Origin of the sequence: Pseudomonas sp. Os17 (assembly GCF_001547895.1) — a bacterium.
In the GTDB taxonomy this organism is placed as follows: Bacteria; Pseudomonadota; Gammaproteobacteria; order Pseudomonadales; family Pseudomonadaceae; genus Aquipseudomonas.
This window is the reverse complement of sequence record NZ_AP014627.1, coordinates 1,368,966-1,390,383: the sequence shown is the minus strand read 5'-3', so window position 1 is coordinate 1,390,383 and position 21,418 is coordinate 1,368,966. Positions and strand designations below refer to the sequence as shown.

Annotated in this window: 23 protein-coding genes; all 23 read right to left on the bottom strand. The window is 63.8% G+C overall.

All coding sequences use genetic code 11. The annotated features are described in order from the left end of the window. Window positions 1–3: 3 nt before the first annotated feature. The 23 genes from POS17_RS06200 to POS17_RS06090 all read right to left on the bottom strand — a co-directional run bounded on the left by POS17_RS06200 (window position 4) and on the right by POS17_RS06090 (window position 21,417). On the bottom strand, window positions 4–603 hold the full coding sequence (locus POS17_RS06200) for a YmfQ family protein (RefSeq protein WP_060837803.1): 600 nt from the start codon (window positions 601–603) through the stop codon (window positions 4–6). After that, complete coding sequence (locus POS17_RS06195; RefSeq protein ID WP_060837802.1) at window positions 591–1,631, bottom strand: baseplate J/gp47 family protein; 1,041 nt, start codon at window positions 1,629–1,631, stop codon at window positions 591–593. The genes POS17_RS06200 and POS17_RS06195 overlap by 13 nt, the downstream gene beginning before the upstream one ends. Beyond that, a complete protein-coding gene (locus POS17_RS06190; protein WP_060837801.1) occupies window positions 1,621–2,019 on the bottom strand; it encodes a phage GP46 family protein in 399 nt (132 codons plus the stop codon). Before POS17_RS06190 ends, POS17_RS06195 begins: the two co-directional genes overlap by 11 nt. Before the next feature lie 2 nt (window positions 2,020–2,021). After that, window positions 2,022–2,528 (bottom strand): phage baseplate assembly protein V, encoded by a 507-nt coding sequence (locus POS17_RS06185; protein WP_060837800.1) that lies wholly within the window; start codon window positions 2,526–2,528, stop codon window positions 2,022–2,024. A 108-nt stretch (window positions 2,529–2,636) separates the two neighbouring features. Further along, window positions 2,637–3,677, bottom strand: a complete 1,041-nt coding sequence (locus POS17_RS06180; protein WP_060837799.1) for a phage baseplate assembly protein — start codon at window positions 3,675–3,677, stop codon at window positions 2,637–2,639. A gap of 3 nt (window positions 3,678–3,680) precedes the next feature. After that, the gene (locus POS17_RS06175) at window positions 3,681–4,925 is read right to left on the bottom strand and encodes a DNA circularization protein (RefSeq protein ID WP_060837798.1); all 1,245 of its coding nucleotides are present in this window, start codon (window positions 4,923–4,925) and stop codon (window positions 3,681–3,683) included. Beyond that, the gene (locus tag POS17_RS06170; RefSeq protein WP_060837797.1) at window positions 4,915–6,450 is read right to left on the bottom strand and encodes a hypothetical protein; all 1,536 of its coding nucleotides are present in this window, start codon (window positions 6,448–6,450) and stop codon (window positions 4,915–4,917) included. The genes POS17_RS06175 and POS17_RS06170 overlap by 11 nt, the downstream gene beginning before the upstream one ends. A gap of 130 nt (window positions 6,451–6,580) precedes the next feature. Beyond that, window positions 6,581–6,877 carry a phage tail assembly protein gene (locus POS17_RS06165; protein ID WP_060837796.1) on the bottom strand — a complete coding sequence of 99 codons (297 nt, stop codon included), beginning with the start codon at window positions 6,875–6,877 and terminating at the stop codon, window positions 6,581–6,583. Beyond that, window positions 6,874–7,221 (bottom strand): phage tail tube protein, encoded by a 348-nt coding sequence (locus tag POS17_RS06160; RefSeq protein WP_016965085.1) that lies wholly within the window; start codon window positions 7,219–7,221, stop codon window positions 6,874–6,876. The genes POS17_RS06165 and POS17_RS06160 overlap by 4 nt, the downstream gene beginning before the upstream one ends. Window positions 7,222–7,287: 66 nt before the next feature. Continuing rightward, entirely contained in the window at window positions 7,288–8,784 is a 1,497-nt protein-coding gene (locus POS17_RS06155; protein ID WP_060837795.1) for a phage tail sheath subtilisin-like domain-containing protein, read from the bottom strand. Beyond that, on the bottom strand, window positions 8,784–8,966 hold the full coding sequence (locus POS17_RS06150) for a DUF2635 domain-containing protein (protein ID WP_047302105.1): 183 nt from the start codon (window positions 8,964–8,966) through the stop codon (window positions 8,784–8,786). Before POS17_RS06150 ends, POS17_RS06155 begins: the two co-directional genes overlap by 1 nt. Next, window positions 8,963–9,538 (bottom strand): phage tail terminator protein, encoded by a 576-nt coding sequence (locus tag POS17_RS06145; RefSeq protein ID WP_060837794.1) that lies wholly within the window; start codon window positions 9,536–9,538, stop codon window positions 8,963–8,965. Before POS17_RS06145 ends, POS17_RS06150 begins: the two co-directional genes overlap by 4 nt. 162 nt (window positions 9,539–9,700) lie before the next feature. Then, window positions 9,701–10,852, bottom strand: a complete 1,152-nt coding sequence (locus tag POS17_RS06140; RefSeq protein WP_060837793.1) for a glycosyl hydrolase family 18 protein — start codon at window positions 10,850–10,852, stop codon at window positions 9,701–9,703. A 104-nt stretch (window positions 10,853–10,956) separates the two neighbouring features. Further along, window positions 10,957–12,000: a phage late control D family protein gene (locus POS17_RS06135; RefSeq protein WP_060837792.1), complete on the bottom strand. Its 1,044-nt coding sequence runs from the start codon at window positions 11,998–12,000 to the stop codon at window positions 10,957–10,959. 61 nt (window positions 12,001–12,061) lie between these two features. Beyond that, the gene (locus POS17_RS06130) at window positions 12,062–12,268 is read right to left on the bottom strand and encodes a tail protein X (RefSeq protein ID WP_047302087.1); all 207 of its coding nucleotides are present in this window, start codon (window positions 12,266–12,268) and stop codon (window positions 12,062–12,064) included. Then, window positions 12,243–13,088: a phage tail protein gene (locus tag POS17_RS06125; protein WP_060837791.1), complete on the bottom strand. Its 846-nt coding sequence runs from the start codon at window positions 13,086–13,088 to the stop codon at window positions 12,243–12,245. Before POS17_RS06125 ends, POS17_RS06130 begins: the two co-directional genes overlap by 26 nt. Window positions 13,089–13,097: 9 nt before the next feature. Continuing rightward, window positions 13,098–15,722 carry a phage tail tape measure protein gene (locus POS17_RS06120; RefSeq protein WP_060837790.1) on the bottom strand — a complete coding sequence of 875 codons (2,625 nt, stop codon included), beginning with the start codon at window positions 15,720–15,722 and terminating at the stop codon, window positions 13,098–13,100. Between the two features lie 141 nt (window positions 15,723–15,863). Next, window positions 15,864–16,169 carry a phage tail assembly protein gene (locus tag POS17_RS06115; protein ID WP_060837789.1) on the bottom strand — a complete coding sequence of 102 codons (306 nt, stop codon included), beginning with the start codon at window positions 16,167–16,169 and terminating at the stop codon, window positions 15,864–15,866. Between the two features lie 12 nt (window positions 16,170–16,181). Beyond that, window positions 16,182–16,691 carry a phage major tail tube protein gene (locus POS17_RS06110; RefSeq protein ID WP_016965333.1) on the bottom strand — a complete coding sequence of 170 codons (510 nt, stop codon included), beginning with the start codon at window positions 16,689–16,691 and terminating at the stop codon, window positions 16,182–16,184. Between the two features lie 12 nt (window positions 16,692–16,703). Next, the gene (locus POS17_RS06105; RefSeq protein ID WP_060837788.1) at window positions 16,704–17,870 is read right to left on the bottom strand and encodes a phage tail sheath subtilisin-like domain-containing protein; all 1,167 of its coding nucleotides are present in this window, start codon (window positions 17,868–17,870) and stop codon (window positions 16,704–16,706) included. 101 nt (window positions 17,871–17,971) lie between these two features. After that, window positions 17,972–18,400: a phage tail assembly chaperone gene (locus tag POS17_RS06100; RefSeq protein WP_060837787.1), complete on the bottom strand. Its 429-nt coding sequence runs from the start codon at window positions 18,398–18,400 to the stop codon at window positions 17,972–17,974. Between the two features lie 3 nt (window positions 18,401–18,403). Beyond that, a complete protein-coding gene (locus tag POS17_RS32125) occupies window positions 18,404–20,815 on the bottom strand; it encodes a phage tail-collar fiber domain-containing protein (protein WP_173655888.1) in 2,412 nt (803 codons plus the stop codon). After that, a complete protein-coding gene (locus POS17_RS06090) occupies window positions 20,812–21,417 on the bottom strand; it encodes a phage tail protein I (RefSeq protein ID WP_060837786.1) in 606 nt (201 codons plus the stop codon). Before POS17_RS06090 ends, POS17_RS32125 begins: the two co-directional genes overlap by 4 nt. Window position 21,418: the final 1 nt, after the last annotated feature.

The window sequence follows — 21,418 nt, the reverse complement described above, 5'->3', positions numbered from 1 at the left end:
TCTCTAGTCATAGTTGATGTACACCTGTGTATGCGCCGGTGTACTGCGATGGATAAGGCACTCCAGGGCGCTCCCCGGATTCATGCCAAAACGTTCACCCCAATAGCTCGCGCCGAAACGCCGGCCCAGTTGCAGGCGGCCGCCGGTATTGAGGGTCCACATGAAGTTCGCCCGCCAGGTGCCGAAATGCGCATGACCAAAGCGTGAGCGGCCCATGCGCGGGGTACTCAGCTCAGTGACGCTGGCATTGGGGTAGCCCTGGCTGCGGGCGATTTCGACGAAGTAGGCAGCGCGCTGGCTGCCCACCGCCAACAGACGGCGGCGCACGGCCAGCCGTCGGTCTTCGAACAGCGGGGTCAGGCCCAGGCAGGGATCGGGCAGGTTCATGACCTTTTCCCAATCGGTCACCAGTTCGCTGACGCTGGCCGGGTCCATTTCGTTTTGCAGGTCAACGGCCCGGGCGTCGATGCGCGCCAGCTCCTGGGAGACGCCCTGCAACACTCGTTCAAGCTCCGGCACCCGCTCCGGGTCCCAGGCCGAGCCGCTGGGCAGCAGGCTGCGCAACTGATCCTGGTACTGGGCGGCGCTTCTTATTGCTGCCATTGGCAACCTCCGAAAACCAGCAACTGATTATTCGCCGCCGGAACATCGGCCAGGGGCGCCAGCAGCCGGTGATCCTGCTCGCCGGTGGCGCTGCTGATGGCTTCGCGGATATGGCTGAGCAACAGGGTCTGGCCCAGGCCGGCCTCGCGGCTGTGCAGATCGCGCAGCTGGTCCTCGACCGCGGCGCGCACCGCGCTGGTGTCGGGGGTCAGGCGCAACGTGTAGGTCACCGGCAGCATCACCGGGGCCAGCACATGCACCTCGGCAGTGACCGGGCGCAGTGGCTCGATATAGGCCTGGACCTGCGCCAGTTGCTCGGCATTGGGGATCGGCTGCGGGTCATCGTCACGCATGACGAACAGGCCCACCGTGCCTGGCCCCAGGTAATTGCGCCGGCACCAGGCACGGGTGATCCCCGGGCATTCCAGGGCCCAGGTTTCGTAGTCGTCCGCCGAGCCGCCGTGGGGAATGATCCGATAGGAGCGGATCACCCGGGAGCGCAGGGATTCGAGGCTTTCTTCGGCCACGCCACCGCTCAGCCCCGGGGCCAGCACGGTGAACGCGTTGCCGATGCCTTGCACCGGCTGCACCGCGGTCAACTCCAGGCCGGCGCCGGCATTGCCCAGGGCGCCGCCATCGACCGCCTGGATCGTGGTGCTGTTGAGCCCGGCGCTGGTGGTGCGCGCGGCGGTCACTTTGTAACTGCGACCGTCGCTGCTCTGCAGCAGGGTATCGACATCCAGCACGGCTCCGGCCGCGGCCGTGAAGCTGACGCTGCCACGGGCCGCCTGGGCGGCCTTGCGCGGCTGGTTCAGGCGCAGGGCAGCGATGCGCTCCAGAGTCGACTCATCGGCCTTGTCCGGAAGGATCTGCTCGGCGATCCAATCCAGGTAGCCGTACAGGCCAAAGGCGGCCCCACTCAGGGTTCGGGCCAGCACTTGGGCATCGGACTGGCGCAGCGAATCGCTGGCCAGGTCGCTTTGGGTGCGTTGAATCAGCACCGGCAGCGAAGGGGTTTCAAACGGCATAGGTCACCTGCCAACTGTGAATGGGGTTGAGGTCCAGGCGTTCGCCGTCGGCCAGGATCAGCACCGTGCGCAGGTTCAGGCGCTGGGCATCGAGGCGTTCGCTGAGAATCTCGACGGCGTTGCAATGACCATCGTCGATCAGCCACTGCAAGGCCTCGCGGGCATAGAACTCGGCGTCGAGCTGGGTCTGCCGGGTCAGCTTGACCCGGCGCAGCAGCCACAGCCGCGAACCGATGCGGTCGTCGGCCACCGTGGGAAAACTGTCGCCCCACCAGCCATAGCGCTGATCGTCGTCCAGGGCATCGTCATCGGCGGCGCGGCGCCAGGTGAACAGGCTGATTTCCACGGCCCGGGTCAGGGCGTTCTTCAGGTCATAGGTGGCGAACATGCTTAACCTCCCACCGGCGCGCCGGTCTGGCCCGGACCGGGTTGCACGCCGCTGTGGACGTGGTTGATCTGGCTGATGCCGGCGGCAAGCTGATCGCCCTGGGAGACGATCTTGCCGCTCATGCTCAGGGTCGGGCTGTCGATGTTGACGCCGCTGCTGGCGCGGATGTTCAGGGTCGCGGTGTCGATGTCGATGACGCGCCCACGCTTGAAGTGGATCTTGTCGCCCTCGTCGGTGTAGATCGCCACCTCACCGGCGGCCAGGGCCTTGAGGCGATAGCGCCGGTCGGCCACCACCAGCACCACCGCGTGGGACCGGTCGCCGCCGAGGAAGGTGGCGATGCCCTCGGCGCCGGCCAGGGGATTGCTGGTGAAACCGTAAGGCTCGAAATGCTCCATGTCGTCGTTGACCTCGCCGGCGGTAAGGCGCATTTGCAGCGATTGCAGTTTGTTGGCCGAGTTGGCGAGCACCACGGTGCCCCGCGCCAACAGGCGTGTCAGTAGGCTCATGCTGAGTTCCTTGGAGGGTAGGAGCCGGCTTGCCGGCGAACAGGGGTTGCGCGGTTTCGGGCCGGATGCCTTCGCCGGCCAGCCGGCGCCTACGGATAGGCGCGGGTTTCAGGTGTTGCCGGCTGTCGGGTTGGCGTCGAAGGTCTGCGGCGGCGCCACCTGCAGGGTGGTGATCGAGCCCTGCTCGGACAGCGACCAGGTGACCTTGGAGATCAGCATGTCCCGGTCGAACCCCAGCACCGGGTCGATCACTCGCACCAGGGTGTTGTGGCGCCACAAATCGCCATTGCTCTGGCGCCAGCCCTGCACCTGGTAGGTGGTGGTCAGGGCCTTGCCGGTGCGGGTGCCGCACTCCCAGTCAGCGCGCTGCTGAGCCAGCTCGGCACTCAGTTGCGCGGCTTCGTTGATCACCGTGACCCGCTTACGCGAAACCCTTGCATCGCTGGCCCGGCCAGACACTTCGCTGACCGCCGCCCCGCTGCTCTGATCGCTGCCCTTGTGCTGGCCGATCACCCGGTACTCGGAAAACACCGCGGAAAAATCCATCGGTGCATTGGCCGAGAGAATGTTCTTGCCCAGCTCCAGGGCATCACTAGCCCGCCCGCCGCTGCCCGGCGCCGCCAGCAGCAGGTAACCGTCGGCGTCGTCGGTGGAGAACACCCGGTACAGGGTCAGCAAACGGTCGATGGAGGCGAACACCGTCTCCCCCGGCACGATGCTGTGGGTGTGCAGCTTGCCGGTCGGGGCGATCTCGCTGCGCACCCCGACCCCGTAGGAGCCGGCCAGGGCGCGGACGATGCTCAGCACGTCCTGCTGGCGCCACTGACTCGGCCGGTTGATGGCCGCGCAATCCACCAGATCCTGGGTCAGCGAACCGCCCTGGATGCTCAGGCTGATCTGCTTGCCGTCGTAACTGATCGGCGCCTTGTAGACATGCCCGGTGAGCACCAGGTCGCAACCGATGCGCACCTGACAGCGAGCGCCCGGGCGGATCCGCACCTGCGAGTCCTGCCCCGGCCATTGCCAGGTGATGTTGAGGCTGAAGGTGCGGAACTGACGCTCCAGATCGGCGCTGATCTCCACGCTCTTCCAGCCGCTGTAGTCCAGCCCGTCCACCGTCAGGGTGACGATATTTGCCAGTTCGTCCATGGGTCACTCCCGAGCAATTTGCAGGTCGGCGGGCGGCAGGAAACCCGGGTGAGGCACCCGATTGCGCTGCACCACTTCGCCGACCCGGGTCGCATCGGCAAACCGCTGATAGGCCAGCACCAGCGCCGGAAGGCTGCTCTTGGGGCTGAGGCTGACCAGCCGCACCCCCGAGGAAGCCACGGCATTGAGGTGCCCCTGCACCTGCTGACGCAGAGTGTTGAGCGCCTGGTAATGCACCGCGTCGGCCTTGAGCGAGGCTTGCCAGATCAGCTCATTGAACTGATCGCGCAGCGCCAGCACATCGTCGGCCACCGGCACCTCCAGGCGCTGCACCGGCCGGCTGGCCTGCTGCGCCAGGGGCGGGGTGTTCTTGAGCTTCACCACCGGGGTGGCTACCGGCAACGCCGACACCAGGCGGGCGATCTGCACCAGCAGCGCATCCTGCACCAGGTTGGCCACTGCCTCGGCCGCCGCCGTGGTGTCCTTGCCGGTGGTCAGCTTCGGCGCATCGATGCGCCGGGCCGCCTCCACCTGCTGGGCAATATCGGCGAGCATCTGCCGATAGCCGCTGCGGGCAAAATCCTTGAGCCCGCGCACATCCTCCAGCAACCCCTTGAACTCCGTGCTCAGCTCCCTGGGTATGTCCTTGACCGCCTTGACCAGGGTGTTGAGGTCGCCATAGAACTCGATCAGCGGCTTGAACTCGTGCTCGATGACCGCATACACCTCGGTCAGCCCCTTGCGCAGCGCGTCCACGCCGATCCGCGCCTGCTTGATCAGATTGGTGGCGAACTCGAAACGCAGCACCGCCGAGCCCAGCAAGGTATCGCTGGCCACCAGCACCTGCTGCTGGGTGTTGACCACCGCCGAGGGAAAGCGCAGCGGCTGGTCCGGATAGAACTTCAGGCTGAAGGTCACCAGGCCGCCGTCCTGGCGGCTCTGGGTCATCTCGCATTCGCCGACCTTGACCTGCATCCGCCCAAGCCAGGGGTGCACCAGCTCGCCGCTGCCCTCCTCCAGGGCCTTGAGCAGCCTGTCGCGCTGCTCCAGGCAATCGGCGCCGACGATAAAGGCCGTCAGGTCATGGATTTTCGCCTGCTGGCCAAGGCCCTCGAAAAACGGCTGGTCACGCTGCGGGTACTCGTGCAACTGACCTTTCTGGCCCACCGGGGTTTTCGCCTGATCGACCCAGAACGGCACACCGCGAAAGGACGCGGGCAACAAACGATCACGCCAGTTATCCGCCATTGGAACCTCCTAGGGAAAGTGAGCGATAGCCCAGGGTCGAAGCCACGTTCAGGCCTGGTTGATTGGTCTTGGCCTGTTCGGCACGCAGGCCGGGAGGTGCGTTCTCAAAGCGCAACAGCAACCCGCCTTCAAGCCGAGTGCGATTGTTGGCCGCCGCCTGTTGCAGCAGCGAACTGGAGCTTTGCGGCAAATTGCCCGGGGTCAGCAGCGGAGAAGGTTTATCGGTCAGCGAGTCCTCACCCCGGTTTGCCGAGTTGTTGTGCTCCACCACACTCTCGGTCAGCGAGTTGATGCTCCCGGTGACACTGACAAGCAAATTGCCAAAGGTCGCTCTGAGCTTTTCGCGGATTGGCTCCAGGACCTTTTCCAGCCGCTCACGAAACGAAGAGAACCACTGGATCAAACCGTCGAGGTCCTTTCTCATCCCCTCACCGGGTGACCAACTGAATAGGCTGGCAACGTTGTTCTTTGCCGTGATCGACAACGCCCAGATCAGATCCCAGATCGCTGCAAACAGCCCCACCACGGGTTGCCAGTTACTGCTTATCAAGCCAAGCGGGCTCCACTCGAAAACCTCTCGCAGGCTGCGAAAAAGCACCTGGACAGCCTCTCTGATCGGCTCCAGGTTTCTGATCAACACCCCAAACCCGCTCATGTTGAAGAGCAGATTCAACGCCTGATACACCCGCCCGGTACCGGCGCTGAAGTCTTGCCAGAGGGCGCTCAGGTAAGCGCTGACCGGCCCCCAGTTGGCAATCAATTGCCCGATGGGCGTCCATGCGAACACCTCCTTGAAAAGACCAACCATGGACATGACCGTGGGTGAAATCTTCCCCCACAGCTGGATGAAAAACCGTGAAACCGGCTTCCAATTGGCCACCACCACACCGGCTACCGCAGCAATCGCCAGCATCGCCAAACCTATAGGCGAGGACAGTGCGGCAAAGACCGTGGCCGCCGAGGCTGCCACCGTAAAGGCGATTGCTGCGGCCGCTAGCCCCTCCACCAACCCGGGGTTATCAGCGACAAATTGACCGACCGATGTCAGTACGGGCTGAAGTCCCGTGACAATGCTGTTGATGGCCGGCAACAGTGCAACCCCCACATTGAGAGTGATTCTTTCCACCGCCTCATCAAAGTGCTTGAGGTTTTGCGCGGTATTGCCCAGCTCGTTCTCCGGACTTGCCTCCCCCCTGACCGCGGCAGCAGTGACAGCCTGGATGTTCTCCGCCTTGATCGCCGACTGCATGCCCGCAACAAAGGGGGTCAATAGGCCCTGCCCAGAGAACAATCCTGAAAGATCCAGATCTCCCAGACCACTTTCTTCCAGGCTTTTCCTGAACTTGCCCACCACTTGGCGAATGCCGGTGAGCTCCGGGTCGACGGCTTTGCTTGCGCTCTCGGCCACAGCAGGCTTGACCACCTCAGTTTCGGCTTTGACCTGCTGCACAGGTGCTGCCGGTTTAGCCTGTCTTGCCTGCTTGGGCCGCCGGCCCTTGGTCTTGTTTCTTTTTCGATACGCCATCACTGCACCTGCTGCATCGCATTGATCCGTTGCGCGTGCTCCAGGGATTCCCGGAGCACATCCAGTGGCCTGGCCATCATCTGTTCGGGGTCGACCTTCCAGAACCAGGCCAGGTCATAGGCGACAGCGATCAGGTCGGCGATGGCTGCGATGCCGCACTCATGAAAAAACTCGCCACCGCCCAGCTCAGGGCGTTGAGGTCCACCAGGTCCAGCTGGTTCACCGAGGACGGTGGAATACCGGCGCAGACCGCGATGTACTTGGCCGCGACATCCATGTCGAGGCTGACTTCTTCGCTCTTGTCGATCTTGTACGGCAGCGCCTTGATCGCCCGCACTTCCTGCACCGTCGGACGGCGCAGGGTGAGTTCGCTCAGGGGCTCGCCGTGGGCCTCGATCGGCACCTGCAGCTTGACCAGGTTGCTCATTGCCAGGTCCCCTTCTGCCCTTCGAAGTTCAGCTCGATGCTGGCGTCGTCGCCCTTGGCAATAGGCTCGTCCACCAGGTAGGCGCCGGCCAGCACGTAGACCTTGCCGTTGGCGAACTCGCAGGTGACGGTCATGTCGGAGCCGGCAATCAGTTGCTTGAGCGGAAAGTCCGGGGTGTGCAGCGCGGTGACTTTGAACGACGGGGTGAGGTCGGTTTCCTTGTAGAAGCCCGGAACCACGGTTTCCCGCTTGACGGCCATCAGCGGTGCTTCGCAGCCGCCGCTGATGGTCAGTTGAGCGCCGTCCACTTTGACGTAGCAGGTGCCCGCAATCAGTTGACCCATGATGTTTCTCCCAAAAAATAAGCCCGCTCAAGGCGGGCTGAAAAAGCGCAGTGATGCAGGTCCGGCTCAGGCCGCGGCGTCGTACTGCAGGCGGAATTGATTGAGCAGCGCGAACACCCGCAGGCCGTTGATATAGTCCGGCGGGAACAGCACGTTGACCCGGCTCGGGTCCTGCACGTCGCGCTCGACGATCAGGTGCTCGGCGAACAGGTCGGCGTTCTCCACATGGCCTTCCAGCTCCAGCTTGGCGTACTGGGCGATCAGCTCACCGCGAATGGTGCTCGGGGTGACGATCGGCTGGCCGGCGCCGAAACGGGTGCCGTCGGCGGCCAGCTTGTGGCGCCCGTACTTGCTGGTGATCACGCTTTGCAGGCGACGCACGATGAACGCCGACTGGTGCATGGTTTCGCTGTCCAGGTAGGAGTTGTCGGCCTGGCCGTAGGCGTTCTTCTGGTAGGTGGTGATCGCCCGCTGAATGCGCATGTAGCCGCCTTCGTAGTAGGCGGTGGCGATGCCGTAGCTGAGCAGCGACTGACGCTCGGTGAGGGTGAAGCGTTCGCTGGCCGGCGCCGGGTCGATCCCCGGCAGGCTGCCGCTCTGGGTCGGACGGCTGGCGTCGGCGGAGATGAACACCGAGGTCCGCGCCGCCAAGGCTGCGGCCTGAACCCACACCGGCTGGGGCACGCCGGTTTCCAGGGCCTGGATGGTGATGTGCTGGTCGTTGCGCGCCTGACCGGCCGCCACCAGGGTGCCGACGGTGCCGCGCTTGGCGCTGTAGACATGGCCGAACAGCTGCTTGGCCCAGGACCAGCGGCCGGTGTTGTCGTCCATCACCGCTTGCCAGGCATTGAGGCTGGCGGTGTCGGTCCAGGGCATGCAGATGAACTCGAACGGCTCGTCGCCCAGAGCCGCCAGGGCCGCGACCTGATCCGGCACGCCGGTGCCGCCGGCCATCTTGCCCAGCACCAGGGTCAGGCCGGCCGGGGTTTCTTCGCCATTGCTCTTGCCCAGGCGATTGAGTTGCAGGCTGATGTCGTTGCCGCTGTCGCCGGTCCACTTGGCGCTCAGGGTCACCGTGCCGTCGACCGCCGCCGCGGTCACCGGCAGGTCCACCGCCGCGTTGACCTTCAGCGCCAGGGCGCTGGCCGCCTGGGCAGCGCTGGCGCCACTGACGATCGAAGCCTGCACCCGCACCCCGCCGACGTACAGATTGAGCAGGCCGGCGGCGCTGGCGCTACCGGTGAGCTTCAGCTCGGCCTTGGCCACGCTGCCCTCGGTGCTGTGCAGCGGCAGGCACCAGATCTCGCCCACCGGGTCGGTCTTGCGCCAGGTTTCATACATCGAGGCGAGCATCGAACCTTGCCCGCCGATGCTCTTGGCCAGGGCCACGCTGGACACCAGCACCAGCTTGCCGAGATCGTCGCCGGCCTGGTTGTCATTGACCTGGGCGACGATCAGCCGGCGCATGGCCGACGACGCGCTATTGGCCGCCGAGTTGTCCATCTCGGCGTAGAACAGCGGAACACGGATGTCCGCCGGGATATTGCTGAAACCGATCGCCATTATTTGGCTCCTTGAGATTTCGCCGCTTTCACGGCTTTGCTAGTGATATCGCCATCGGCCAGACGCCGGCGCCACCAGGCGTTGTCCGGCACTTCACGGCCGGAGGCGGGCAGCAGATCGCCTGCTTCCGGGTCCGGTACGGCACGGCCAGCGACCGGCAGCACGGTGATGCGTTTGCTCATTGCTTCAGCTCTCCTGAAAAAGTCAGCTCCAGGCGCCCGTCGGGCCCTGGACGTTGCAGATTGGGGTCCGCCGGATCGATGGCATCGACCCGCACCGTGACCCCGGTAAAGGACGGCAGGCCGTCGAGTTCACGCTCATGCCAGGTTTCCGCCGGCTGCCCGGGCAGATTGCGCCCCAGCTGGAATTCGGCGAAGAAGCGCAGGCGGTAGAGCAGGCGGGTGGCGTCGAACGACACCAGTTCACCGCCGTCGTATTGGATCGGGTTGTACTCGGCGCCGGGTTTGAAACCGACCAGGGCGCGCCAGAGTTCGGCGCGCAGGTCGTGCAGCGGATTCAGCGCTTTTGTGGGGTCGGTGGCGCCAAGTGCCAGAACCACTTCAAAACGATCGCGGATGGTCTGGCGAATGATGTTTTGTCCGGCGCTGGCGCTGGCCAGATCATTGACCGGCGCCAGATAGGCAACCGGGGTTGATGCACCAGCGCCGGTTGCGGCATCGCTGCCAACAACGATGTGCCCCGCAAGGCTCGGGCACTGTGCTTGTAGCTGATCGAGAACAGCCGTGAGTTTCATCACAAGACTCCTGGAACGGGATTCATCAAGGCAACGGCGAGGCTGAATTGTTGGAGGCATGAAAAAACCCGTCGCAACGGGTTTTGCAGCAAGCGCCGGGAACCGCTGCCCCAGGTTGCTGGCGGGATCTGTGACCGACGGCTGCAGAGCCGATCCGAGCCGTCACTCCCGCCCCGCCGACAACAGCTCAGCACCGGCCTTGAGCCCCGCCTGCAGCGCCGTCCAGAACTCGGCATTTTCATAGCCCATGGCCCAGACGCTGGTACCACCCAGGCCCAGCTTGGTCACCAGCGCGGTCTTGGTCTTGATGCTCGTAGCATCGTCGTACCAGAGCACCGGTTGCGCGCGCTCCGGGGTCCACTCCACGCCATCGGCGAAGCTCTTGACCGGCCCCCAGGTGGCGTAAGGCGTTGCGGAAGCGGCGTCCCGGTGGGTGACGGCGCGGTGCTCGGCAATGATTTCCCGATAGGCCGACCAGTGCACCCGGTTGCCAATGCTGTAGTCCTGACCGTAGGCCGGCAGCCCGGCCAGGACCTTGCCCGGCGCGACTCGCGATACCGCGTAGCCGAGCACAGCCCGTTGCCAGTCGGCGCCGGAGCCCGGGCCGGGCCAGACTTCGTCGTGGAAACCGCCGCTGCTCCAGCCGGGGCCGACCTGGTCGTAGGTCATGACCTGGACGTAATCCACCGCCGCGCCCAGGGCCTTGTAGTCGTAGCCTTGCAGGTACTCGGGCTCGCGGTCGCTGGACTTGGGCGGGACGCTGATGATCAGTTTTTTGCCGCTGGCATGCAGGGCGTTGCCCAGGGCTTTGACATAGACGGAAAACGCCTTGGCATTCCTCGGTTCGACCTGTTCGAAGTCCAGGTTGATCCCGGCAAAACCGCCCTCCTTGGCCAGCCTCACCAGTTGCTTGATGCTGCCGGCACTCAAGGTCTTGTCGTTGACGATGGAGTGGGAAATGGCCGGGTCAAAATCCGCAATGCCCTGGTTGTAGTCGGACACGGTGGGGTACAGCGGCAGCGATTTGGACTGGGCGAAGCGAATGATGTTTTCGCTGGTCGGGTTCATCCCTTCCTGGTGCAACTGGCCGGTGACGGTCAGCCCGTAGATGCTGCCCAGGCCCACTGCAGACAGGTTGCCGTGGAACGCTTGCAGGTTGCTGTAGGAGGCTTCGACCTGGCCGTCGGTGTAGGCCAGGACAAAGGGCCCGGCATGGGCTGTGGCCGCCAGCAGCAAGCTGCAGCCGACGATCAATGTCTGGAACAGAAAGCGCAGGCCTCGCTTCGAGGCCGGGCTGCTGATGCCTGGGTTCATGACTACTCCTGCGGATTGTCCGCGTACTTGAAAAGGCAGAGTGGGTTGCAGCGCAACGCTGCACATGGGGTGGCTACGGCAAAGCTCGCGGGGCTGACGCAGCGTCAAAGCTGCACCACTCTGAGTGGTTTTTTGGCGGGGGTTTTCTTCGCCTTGGCTTTGGCCTTGCCTTGCTTGCCGCCGTTGCATTCGACCGTGGTGCTCCACCCCGACGGGTTGAACAGCTGCTCTACCGAGTCCACCAGGTACTCGCCGTCCAGTCCGGCCTTGAAGCCCTGGGCATTGATCAGGCGCTCGGCAAACAGATCGGTGCGCCCGGGCATCTCCAGGCGCAGGCTGGCGCTGCTGCGGTTGAAGGCTGCCAAGCGAGCCTTGGCCGCCTGCTCGGCGGCGGACTTGTTGGGGTACAGGTGCCGATCGGTGTGCACCGCCGGCACGCTGGCCGGTGAATCGCTGTTGCCCAGGTCGATGACCTTGAGCGTGCCGCTCTTCGGGTCCTGATGCTTGGTCTGCACCGCCTTGTGGGTGCTGCTGTCACTGAGGCGGAACTGATAGCGGCTGACGTCGCGGCGGCTGAGGCTGACAACGCCCAGGGCCTTGCCGCTGGCACTCAACCCGGACTGACGGGGCAGCACCAGCAACCTGCCTTCGGCCACCTTGGCGGTGCAGTCGTACTGTCGGGCCAGGCGGGTGATGAAGTTGAAGTCGGACTCGTTGAGCTGGTCGATCCGCGGCACCTTGGTCGCCACCGGACAGACCGGCTGCCAGCCGTTGCGGGCCGCCAGATCGCGGACGATCTGCGCCAGCGCCACGTTCTCCCAACTGCCGCTGCGGGTGGTCTTGCCACTGCCGCGCATGTCGCTGGCCTTGCCGCGGATCTCGATGGAATCCGGCGGCCCGTTGACCACCACTTCATCCACCGTGTAGCGCCCCAGGCGGGTCAATGCCTGCCCGGCATAGCCAAGGAACACTTCGATGACGGCGCCACGACCGGGCAAGGCGACCGCGCCGTCACGGTCATCGATGCGCAGTTCGAACTCGTCCGCTTCCATGCCCGGCTTGTCCAGGGTGCGCAGGGTCAGCAGCCGGTCATTGATCTGCGCGGTGATGTCGCGGCCATCGGCCAGGATGCGAAAGACCGGGGTCATGGCCTGTGCTCCAGAAAATGAAGACCCCGCACGCAGCGGGGTCTGTTGAGCGGAGGCCAGGTCAGTCCCATAGCTGAACCATCGCCTCTGTGCGGATCGGCAGCTCCGGTAGCAGGATCAGTACCCCGGCCCGAAAGGGTTGTGGCTCATCGGCCAGGCCCTGGTTGGCGTCCAGCACCGCCTCGACGCTGCCATTGAGGTGCCCGTAGTAGCGATGACACAGGGTGTCGAGCAGATCGCCGTCAGAGGTTCTGCAGGTCGTTGCCATAGCTCACAAACTCCAGTGAAAACCCTTGTTTGCGGGGAATGCCGCCCGCCAGCAGGTGGCTCTGTTCCTCGTCGATGCTGGTGAGGCACCAGGTACCCAGCACTTCGCCGTAGCCCGTGGTCAGGCTCAGGGGCTGCAGGCGCCGGCCAATGCTGCGCAACGCCTGCAACTGCCCCAGCCCGCCCTTGAACCCGGGAAAGATCGCGCCCTTGAGGGAGATCTTGTCGTCGCCCTGCCCCACCGCCTGCTGCGCAATGCTGCGGCTCAGGCGCTCCTGGGCCGCCCAGCGAAAGCCGGTTTGCCGGCGCAACTCATCGAAGGCCGCGGTATCGAGGTTGAAGTAGAACGGCTCGGCCGCGGCCCCCAGGGGCTGCAGGATCAGCAGGTGCGGGAAGGGTTTCACCGCCTCCGCCGCCGGGGTGTCCTGAGGCGCCAGCGCGCCGGAAGGAAAGATATTGCCCAGGGCCGGGCTGATCTGCCCGCCGATTCGGTTGATCGCCGCGCCGGCCTTGGCCACCTGCTCCTGCAAGGCGCCAAGACGCTGCTGCATCTGCCCCGCCACGGTCAAGGCCTGGCTGTACTTGGCCGCGACCTCACCCACCGCCGACTGCGCCGCGCCGATGCTGCGCATCGTGCGTTGCAGCTTGGCGCCCAGCACCGGGCCGACCCAGGGCAGATTTTCCAGCTCCGAGGCGGCGCCGGTGATGTCGCTGATGGCGCCGTTCATGGGCCCGAGCATTTCATCGGCGCTGCGTCGCCCCGCCTCCGCTGCCGCCACCAGGGACGTGAGCCCCGATTGCAGCTGTTCCATATAGGCCATGCCGCCTCCTTAAACGTGTGCCGCGTCGAACAACTGACGACCCGCCGCCTGGCGGCTGTATTCGTCGAACTGAAAGCGCAGATAGGGTTCCAGCTCCCGGGCCAGTTGCGCCGGATCCCTGACATCGCCCTGGACCGAGATCGACAGGTAAGGCGCGAAGCTGAACTGCTGTTCAATCGCCGGTAGTGCCGCCGATTTGAACGGCTCCGGAGGATTGCTCAGCGAAAGGCTCGACGCCGACGGTGCCGGACTGGCCAGCGAACGCGCGGCCTGGCCCATCAGCGGGGAGGGCTGGCCCGGCTGGAAGGACTTGGCGATATCGCCCATGACCGGCGGGATGTTCTGCCCGGCATTGCGCATCATCAGCGGACCGGCAGCGGGCATTTGCTTGAGCGAGTCGTCGGAGCCGAACAGTTTTTTGCCCAAGGCGCCACCTGCGGCAGAACCGCCCCAGGCGCCCAGTGCACCGCCCACCAGCCCACCAATAACAGTACCGATGACCGGCACCACGGAACCAATGGCGGCCCCTGCTGCTGCTCCGGCAGCGGCGCCTGCAAGATTGCCTGCCGCCTCGCCATAGCCTTCGGCTTTTTCATCCTGGGTCTTGGCATTCAGATAGGTGTCCGCAACCTGGAAACCGGCACCAAGCACCGATAGGATCGCGCCGCCCTTGAGCAAAGGTGCGAACCCTTTGGCCACAGAGCCAGCGCCTTTCAGTGCTGCACCGGCCACGCCAGACCTGACCGCCCCTCTGGGCATTTTTTCCAGACCACTGGGCGTCAAAGGGCTCTTGCCACCTTGAATGCCCGCCCCCCTCGCAGGTGGCCTGCGCCTTTCAGCCTTACGCCCACCACGGCCCCGACGGCGTTGCTTGTCCAAGCCGCAGTCGATCATGGGCTCGCAACAGTCAATGCCTGGCGCATTGCGACCGGGCGCTCGCTTTCTCGCCTTTGGCTTGCCTGCAAGCTCACAGCAGTCAATGCCTCCCGCACTGCGGCCAGGCGCTCGCTTTGCCGCCTTGGGGTCAATCTTCAACCCACCCCGCAAGACATTGATCAGGCCCTTGCTCATGGTGTAGACCGCCATGAGCTTTTGCACCGCGACATACGCGGCGCCCAAAGCGACCACACCCTGCACCAACGATGGGTTGTGCTCCGCCAGTTCGCTCAGCTTGCCGACCACCACGGTGATGCTTTTGGCCACCAGATCCGTCACCGGTTGCAGGGCCTGCCCCACGACCCGCTGGCCTTCATCGATGGCTAAACCTGCTTCAGCCCACAACTGCTTGGAGGCTTCTCGACGCTCCGCGAGGTTCCTGGCGAGAACGCCAGAGGCGCTCAACGAGTCCTTCTTCACTTGCTCATACTGCTGCCGGCCCTGGGTCTGGGCCAGCAAGGCCGCCTTGATCTGCATATCGGTGAACAGGTCACCGGTGCGCAGGGACTCTTCCAGGGCCTCAAGCATGGCCTTGGCCTTGGCCGGGTCGGTTTCCTGGCTGATCTGCGCCTGGGCCTCGGCCATCTTCGCCGCCTTGGCCGGGTCGATGGCCCTGACGTAGCGCATGGCCAGGGCAAAGCTCGCCTCCAGGCTCGACATGCCCTTCTGGATACCGGTGTTCAGCGAAGCCTGATAATCAATGCCGGCGTCTTCATAAGCCTTGACCGCCTCACTGGAGCCGATTTTCTCGATCCAGTTCTGCAGTTGGCCAGCGGCCTGATCAGCACTGCCCGCAGTGTTCATCTGCACTTGCAGCATGGACCCCAGCTGACTCACCGCCTCCATGCCGGTGAGTCCTTCCGCGCTCGCGCTCTTGAGCACCGCCGGGAGCAAGCGCGCCATGTCGGCCGCCTCGAAATTGCCGGCCTGCCCCTGCAGGGCGATGGCCTCAAGAGCCTGCTCCATGACCTTGGGGTCGCTGATTCCAGCTTTGAGCTCCAGGGCCCGCATCAGCTTCGCGGTGTCGTCGACGCTCGCGCCCTGCCCCACCGCAAACTTGGCGGCCAACCCTGTGTAGCCTTGCGCCTTGTCCAGCGACATGCCGCTGGCCATCATCTGGCTCACCAGAGCCGCCACATCGTTACGGGCCATGCCCGTGTCACGGGAGGTCTGAATCACCGTGCGGCTCAGCTGCGCTTCCTGAGGCTGGTTGACCACATTGGCCTTGATCGCCATGTCGCGGATCAGCGCCTGATAATCGGCACTGATCTTGACCGGGGCGCGCAGTTTATCGACGCCAAACTTTGCCCAGCCATAAGCCGCCTTGAAGTCGGCCTTGCCTTGGGCGACCTGCAGCAGCCCACGAGCCTGAAGCTCAGAACCCCGGGCCACCTTGCCCAGCGCTTGATATTCCTGGCGCAGCTTGTGCACCTCAATACCCTGCTGGCGCAGCCCGTTGCGGCTCTCTTCCAACCGGCGCAACAGCCCGGCTGCGGAAGTGGCGCCGGTGTCATGGGCCTTTTTCCATTCATCCTGCAGACGCAGGGTCTGGCCAATGGTCTTCTCCAGCACCCTGGCCTTGCTGCCCTGCTGTTCCAGCTGCTTGATCCGGTCTTCCACCGTCTTGAAGGCGGCGTCCCAGGTCGAACTGAGGGCAGTACCCACTACCACCAACCCCGATACCAGCTTGTTCGCCATGTGCTTCTCCTGCTCCTTGGGTGACGGGCTCAATCCGTGAGCCACCAGACCATGTCGGAAAAGCCCATGGTCATGATTTCCTCGGCGGAAAAATGCAGCTCGCGAGCGAGCCGTTTCGCCGCCACCTTCATCACCGCCGGATCAAAGCTCGTCGTCTTGCACCAGGCGAAAATAGCCGGCCTGCAGGCGCTGATAGTCCTTGAGTGCCATGCTCTCCAGGTCCTTGGTGCTGATTTGCGCGAGGCTGGCAAACAGCATCAGCTCGCGCTGTTCATCGTCACCAGCGCCGGCGGCACTGGCGGCGCGCACATCACGTACCGTCGGCGCCCGCAGGGTGAGCCGGTCGCAGACCACACCGTTCATCTCCACCGGCTTGCTCAGCGCCAGCACCACGCTGTCGCTGCTCAGGGTCATCCAGGCCGGGGTCTTGTCGCTTGCTTGAGACATGGGGTGTCTTCCTTACAGGCCCAGGGCCGAACGTTGGGCGGCGAGCTGGTCGACGCCGTTGATCACGCGCTTCATGCCCAGGGCATCGATCTCGTAGATCAGCCGACCGTCGACTTCCAGCTTGTAGTAGGTCAGGGCCACGTTGTGCTTGATCTCGGCCTTGTCACCGGACTTCCAGTCGCCCATGTCGACCTCCTTGAGCAGGCCGCGCAGGGTGACGATCACCGGGGTGACCTTGCCCTTGAGGCCCTTGAAGGCGCCACGGAACACACCGTTGAAACCGCTGCCATCGGCCAGGCCGAACATCTTCAGCGACTCGCGGCGCACGCCGGTGGTGGTGAAGCCGGCCTCTTGCTTCTCCATGCCCATGTCCAGTTCCACCGGCACATCCATGCCGCCGACACGGTGTTCCTCGGTCTTGAGGGTCAACTTGGGCAGGGTCAGGCTCGGCACGTCGCCTTGAAAGCTGATGCCATCGACGAACAGGTTCATGTTCGCCAGGGTTTCGGGAATCATTGCCATTGCGGGGGCTCCTTAAGCGGCTTGGTCGAGGACTTCGGTCAACCACTGGTTGGTGACCTCGACGCGGAAGTGGGGGTTTTCGGCGGGCGGCACGTCGGTAAAGCGGATGTTCCAGTACACCTTGCCCTGCTCCAGCTGGCTGGCGGTGTTCAGTTCAGTGTCCGCGTAGACCTCGAAATTGATGATCGCTCCCTGGTTCTTCAGATCACGCATGAAGGCCTGCAGGCCCTCGGTGACATCCTTGACGTAGGTCGCGGTGATCGAGCGGTCCACGGCCCATTTGTGGCCGAAGAGGATGGCGTCCATGACGATGTCCATGGTCCGCACCCGGGTGACGAAGGCCCACTTCGGATCGCTGGACAGCGTGCGGTTGCCCCACAGGCGGAAGCCCGCATCGCGAATGATGGTGGTGATGTTGGCGTTGTTCAGCAGATTGGCGCGGCAGGTTTCATCGCCGTCGAGGAACTCGATCGGCCGCTTGGTGCCGGTGATGCCGACAAACTCCTTGTTCGACGGCGAGGCCCAGAAGCCGTACTCGTTGTCGGTCCAGGCGAACAGACCGGCAACCCAGGCCGAGGCCGGCGCATCGACGGTGGCATTGGCGCCGTTGTCCCAGTGCTGAACGCCCGGATCGACCATATAGGCGCGCTTGGCACCGAAGTTCTTGGCGTAGGCCATGGCCGCTTCGTCGGTGGTATTGGGACCATCGAGAATGGCCAGGCCACGCAGCTTGTCCGCCAGGGCCACCAGGGCAGTGCCGATGGCCAGGGTCGAACTGTGCTTGGGGGTGACCAGCAGACGTGGCTGGGCGTTGAAACGGCTCTTGCCGTCCAGCAGCGCCTGCAAGCCGGTACGCTTACCGTCGGCCAGCACCCCGCCGATGATCGCCGAAGTCTGCTCGGCCGCGTCGGTCATCTTGGCCACGCCACAAGCGATGATCACCGCCTTGGCCCGCTGGTAGATGGCCTGGCAGGCCTTGGTGATGGCCGCATCCGGGCCCCAGGCGGCAATGGCCTCGCGCTCGTTGGTGATCAGCAGCAGATCGTTGGCCTTGGCAGCGGCGGTCGGGCCTTCGGTGAAAGTGTCCACCAGGCCGATGATCGAAGACGACGGCAGCGAAATGGTGCGCGTGCCGGTGTCGACGTTAGTCACGGTAACGCCGTGAAAAAAACCACTCATGGATAAACTCCAGACATGAAAAAGCCCCGGGTGAAGGGGGCTCGTAGGGATGATTGATTGGTGGGAAGCGAGAAAGAAAACGCCCCGGCGGTGCGGGGCGTTTAATCGGTTTGCTCGGCGATCCAGGATGGGGCTACTGGGCGGTGCTCGGCTTGCGGGAAGTCCGGGGATTGGGGCCAATCGCGTAGGGATTGCATGTACATAAGCAACTCCTTGAACTGCTCACCGGTCAGCGTCGTGGCTGTCCCGATTTCGAGCTGGTCACGGTGACGCTCGCGCAGCCACATGACAGATGCCAGCTCCAAATCGCGCCACTGGCGTTCCTGTGCTGCTGGATCCGGAAGCACCTCGGGGGCATCGATCAGATAGGGCAAGCCCAGTTCATCATGAACCCGAATCTTGCCTGGCATTGGGTTTCCAATTACCGAGAGATAACGCTCATCAGATATCTCTACTGCGTCGTCAGGTATCGACGTATGCAACCCCATCAGGTAAGTGGTCTTTGTGCTCTGGCTATAAAAACGCTGCATATTTCACCATCCAATCGCGATGTAAGAGACGTCATATCCGGTCCCGCCTACTGCCGAGTAAAAGATCGCTCCCTCACGCGAGGGGGCCCCGGTTGAAACACCGCCGCTTGGCGCGGATGCCCCGCCGAAAGATGCAGAGCAGCGACCAAATGCATTGGGGAAAGCCATGGGCCATGTCACTGGAACTGCCGCTGCACTCGGCTTCGGAACATACCCCCACTGAACAACTAGCCCTCCCAGCCATGAGGGGAAAGCCACATATCCGTTTGCCGCCAAGCTCATTGCAAAACCGAGGCGTAGTTTTTTAGGCGTTGCGATCATCGCGTCGTTTGCACTGTCCAGCATCTGCGCATCCGTGGCGACCTTGGCCGTCCCATGTTTTATCTCCGTCGCCTGAGCCGCCAACGGCGCCAGTGCGGCGATGTCGATGGTGCCCTGATTGACTGGCGCGTTCCAAGCCTTGATGCACCACATGACAGAGAGGTTGCGCGGACGGGTTTCAGCTCCCCCAGTCGGGCTGGTTGGCTGGGTTAGTTCTCCAACTTTCGCTCCGTTGTGCAACGGCCCAGAAGACCCGCCGCTGCCGTATGTATTTTGATTACCGATTGGATGAGTGTGCGACTTGAACTCATCAGCCTGCCAAGTGCCAAGAGCACGCCCAGCATCCACACCGCGCCCATGGTCCCATCCCCGCAAGAACTCCCCCCGAGACTCAGGCAATCGGAAGTTTCCAGCACCCTCATCGCCCTTGTTGAAGGTGGTCCCGAGATAAGCCGCAAGATCGGGATAAGCGGCAATGCTTTGCACGCTACCGTTAAGTTCAAGATAGCCCGGTGGAACCTCACCCTTGGGAAATGGAATGATGGCACCGACAGGGTGCGCAGACTTGAGTGCGGCCAGTTCCTTTACCAGCGCTGCTACGTCGATGTTTCCCTGATTGATGGGTGCGTTCCAGGCTTTGATGCACCACATGACCGCCAGGTTGCGTGGGCGGACGTACATTGCAGAAGCTATACCGGGACCACTAATATTTGCCCCGGTCCCAACGTACTGAACATTTGGTAGAGCCGTCGGAGTCCCATCAGAGTTCAGCCGCGCCCTGAATGCTGCAGAGTCATCATTGAGATCATTGTAAAACGCTACAACGCTTACTCCTGAAACTACCGCATCGCCTGCTGAGACAATCGACGCATCTTGCCGACTTCCAATTTCCCGCCCAGCATCCACCCCACGCCCATGATCCCACCCCCGCAGGAACTCGCCCCGAGACTCGGGCAAGCGAAAGTTTCCAGCCCCCTCATCCCCCTTGTTGAAAGTGCTCCCCAGATACGCCGCCAGGTCTGGATAAGCCGCAATGCTCTGCACACTGCCATCGATCTCCAGAAACCCCGGCGGCACGCTGGCCCTGGGAAACGCCACCATCGAGCCCACCGGCAACGATGACGACTGCGCCACAATCGACTCGATCTCAGCCTTGGTGTAGGTGTCGGTAATGCCATGCCCGGCCAGGGTGCTCGGGTTGGTCCCGGCGATCACCCGGCCGTACTTGTCGACCGTGACATTGGCATAGGAGCCCGCGCTGATGCCGGTTCGCCCGATGGCCATCTCGAAGGCCAGCGGCGTGGTGCCGAGGACAATCGGCCCGTCGGTAACCAACTGCCAGACGCTGTCGCCGTTGACCGTGCCCTTCTCGATGCTGACGAACAGCCCGGGGGTGACCTCCAGGCTGGTGTCAGCATCCTGGGCACGGGTCCAGACGCCCGTCGACGACACGACATACAGCCCGTTGTCCTTGGCCTGGGCCTGGTTTTTCACCAGCACCCGGGCATCGGCCGGCAGCAGCACGCCGTCGATGGTCTGAATTCCGCTCAAGGCGATATTGGCGGTGGTGGCCACCAGCGCCGAATGCTTGAACTCCAGTTTGGCCAGGGCCTCGATCACCGCACTGTCGACATACTCGCGAGTCGCCAGCACCACAGCAGGATCAATCTTCAACACGATCTGCGCGGTATTGGCAACGATGAAGTTCATGCGGATGACTTGGGTCTTGCCGGTGCCCTGGGCCAGCAGGGGCTTGAAGCTCGGGGCGCAGTTGGCCACCGCCACCAGGTCGCCGTCGGCGTCGAACAGGCCGATCTCGCGGATCCAGCGCCCACCGACATCAGGCGGGATCACCTGCTCGGTGATGATGATGTTGGGGTTGGCCGGGTCGGTGCGCACCTGGTTGACCGGGGCGCGGCGCCATTCGTTGATCAGCTTGGTCTGGGCCTTGTTCGGGATGGGGTCGGTGCCGTTGGCATCGCCGACCGCCATTTCCTTGAAGGTCCAGGACGTGCCCAGGGCCGTGGCATTCGCCTGTTTCGCCTCGCCCACTGCCGTGAGGATGGCGAAGAACTGACTGTTGGAATCAATCATGAGTACACATCCAGGGTGTCTGTTTCATCAATACACATGACCTGGCCATAACGGCCGGTCACTTCAATGTCGCGGGGTGTCGGGGGATAAACGTCGAGCACTTCACCTTGATCCACGTAGGCGCCGTAACCGATGACACCGGAGGTTTCCAGGCTGATGGCCAGGCCGGTCATGTGCCGGCTGACCGGCCGGGCGTCGTCGATCAACCGGGTCAGCTCCTGGTACATCTCCTCGGTGATGCCGGTATCCAGCACCCCGACTTTCAAGGCAAAGGTGGCCGGTTCGCCTTCAGGGACCGTCTGCCACCATTCGACCACTTCGATCAGGTAGCCCAGCGGTTCCACCACCCGGCGCAGCGCACCGATGGTGCCTTTGCGGGCGTGGATGAAGTACGAGGCGCGAATGGCGTTACGCTTGACCGTCTCGGACCAGCGCGGGTCCCAGCGATCCACCGACCAGGCCCAGGCCAGTTGCGGCAGCAGATGCACCGGGCAGGTCGCCGGGTCGTACAGGGTGCGCAGCATGATGGCGCTGTCACCGCTACCGGCCGCCTCCAGGGCGCGCTCCAGCGGCGTGCTATTGATCGGCAATAGGCTGGTCATC

Excerpts from the sequence above, each read along its gene's own strand:
- POS17_RS06105 (WP_060837788.1), bottom strand. The coding sequence starts at position 17,870 with ATGAGTGGTTTTTTTCACGGCGTTACCGTGACTAACGTCGACACCGGC.
- POS17_RS06140 (WP_060837793.1), bottom strand. The coding sequence starts at position 10,852 with ATGAACCCAGGCATCAGCAGCCCGGCCTCGAAGCGAGGCCTGCGCTTT.
- POS17_RS06155 (WP_060837795.1), bottom strand. The coding sequence starts at position 8,784 with ATGGCGATCGGTTTCAGCAATATCCCGGCGGACATCCGTGTTCCGCTG.
- POS17_RS06125 (WP_060837791.1), bottom strand. The coding sequence starts at position 13,088 with ATGGCCTATATGGAACAGCTGCAATCGGGGCTCACGTCCCTGGTGGCG.
- POS17_RS06090 (WP_060837786.1), bottom strand. The coding sequence starts at position 21,417 with ATGACCAGCCTATTGCCGATCAATAGCACGCCGCTGGAGCGCGCCCTG.
- POS17_RS06175 (WP_060837798.1), bottom strand. The coding sequence starts at position 4,925 with ATGGCGGATAACTGGCGTGATCGTTTGTTGCCCGCGTCCTTTCGCGGT.
- POS17_RS06110 (WP_016965333.1), bottom strand. The coding sequence starts at position 16,691 with ATGGCAATGATTCCCGAAACCCTGGCGAACATGAACCTGTTCGTCGAT.
- POS17_RS06120 (WP_060837790.1), bottom strand. The coding sequence starts at position 15,722 with ATGGCGAACAAGCTGGTATCGGGGTTGGTGGTAGTGGGTACTGCCCTC.
- POS17_RS06115 (WP_060837789.1), bottom strand. The coding sequence starts at position 16,169 with ATGTCTCAAGCAAGCGACAAGACCCCGGCCTGGATGACCCTGAGCAGC.
- POS17_RS06185 (WP_060837800.1), bottom strand. The coding sequence starts at position 2,528 with ATGAGCCTACTGACACGCCTGTTGGCGCGGGGCACCGTGGTGCTCGCC.
- POS17_RS06195 (WP_060837802.1), bottom strand. The coding sequence starts at position 1,631 with ATGCCGTTTGAAACCCCTTCGCTGCCGGTGCTGATTCAACGCACCCAA.
- POS17_RS06190 (WP_060837801.1), bottom strand. The coding sequence starts at position 2,019 with ATGTTCGCCACCTATGACCTGAAGAACGCCCTGACCCGGGCCGTGGAA.
- POS17_RS06165 (WP_060837796.1), bottom strand. The coding sequence starts at position 6,877 with ATGAGCAACCTGGTCAAGCTGCAGGTGCCGATCGAGGCCCACGGCGAG.
- POS17_RS06150 (WP_047302105.1), bottom strand. The coding sequence starts at position 8,966 with ATGAGCAAACGCATCACCGTGCTGCCGGTCGCTGGCCGTGCCGTACCG.
- POS17_RS06180 (WP_060837799.1), bottom strand. The coding sequence starts at position 3,677 with ATGGACGAACTGGCAAATATCGTCACCCTGACGGTGGACGGGCTGGAC.
- POS17_RS06170 (WP_060837797.1), bottom strand. The coding sequence starts at position 6,450 with ATGGCGTATCGAAAAAGAAACAAGACCAAGGGCCGGCGGCCCAAGCAG.
- POS17_RS06145 (WP_060837794.1), bottom strand. The coding sequence starts at position 9,538 with ATGAAACTCACGGCTGTTCTCGATCAGCTACAAGCACAGTGCCCGAGC.
- POS17_RS06160 (WP_016965085.1), bottom strand. The coding sequence starts at position 7,221 with ATGGGTCAACTGATTGCGGGCACCTGCTACGTCAAAGTGGACGGCGCT.
- POS17_RS06100 (WP_060837787.1), bottom strand. The coding sequence starts at position 18,400 with ATGCAGCGTTTTTATAGCCAGAGCACAAAGACCACTTACCTGATGGGG.
- POS17_RS06200 (WP_060837803.1), bottom strand. The coding sequence starts at position 603 with ATGGCAGCAATAAGAAGCGCCGCCCAGTACCAGGATCAGTTGCGCAGC.
- POS17_RS06135 (WP_060837792.1), bottom strand. The coding sequence starts at position 12,000 with ATGACCCCGGTCTTTCGCATCCTGGCCGATGGCCGCGACATCACCGCG.
- POS17_RS32125 (WP_173655888.1), bottom strand. The coding sequence starts at position 20,815 with ATGATTGATTCCAACAGTCAGTTCTTCGCCATCCTCACGGCAGTGGGC.
- POS17_RS06130 (WP_047302087.1), bottom strand. The coding sequence starts at position 12,268 with ATGGCAACGACCTGCAGAACCTCTGACGGCGATCTGCTCGACACCCTG.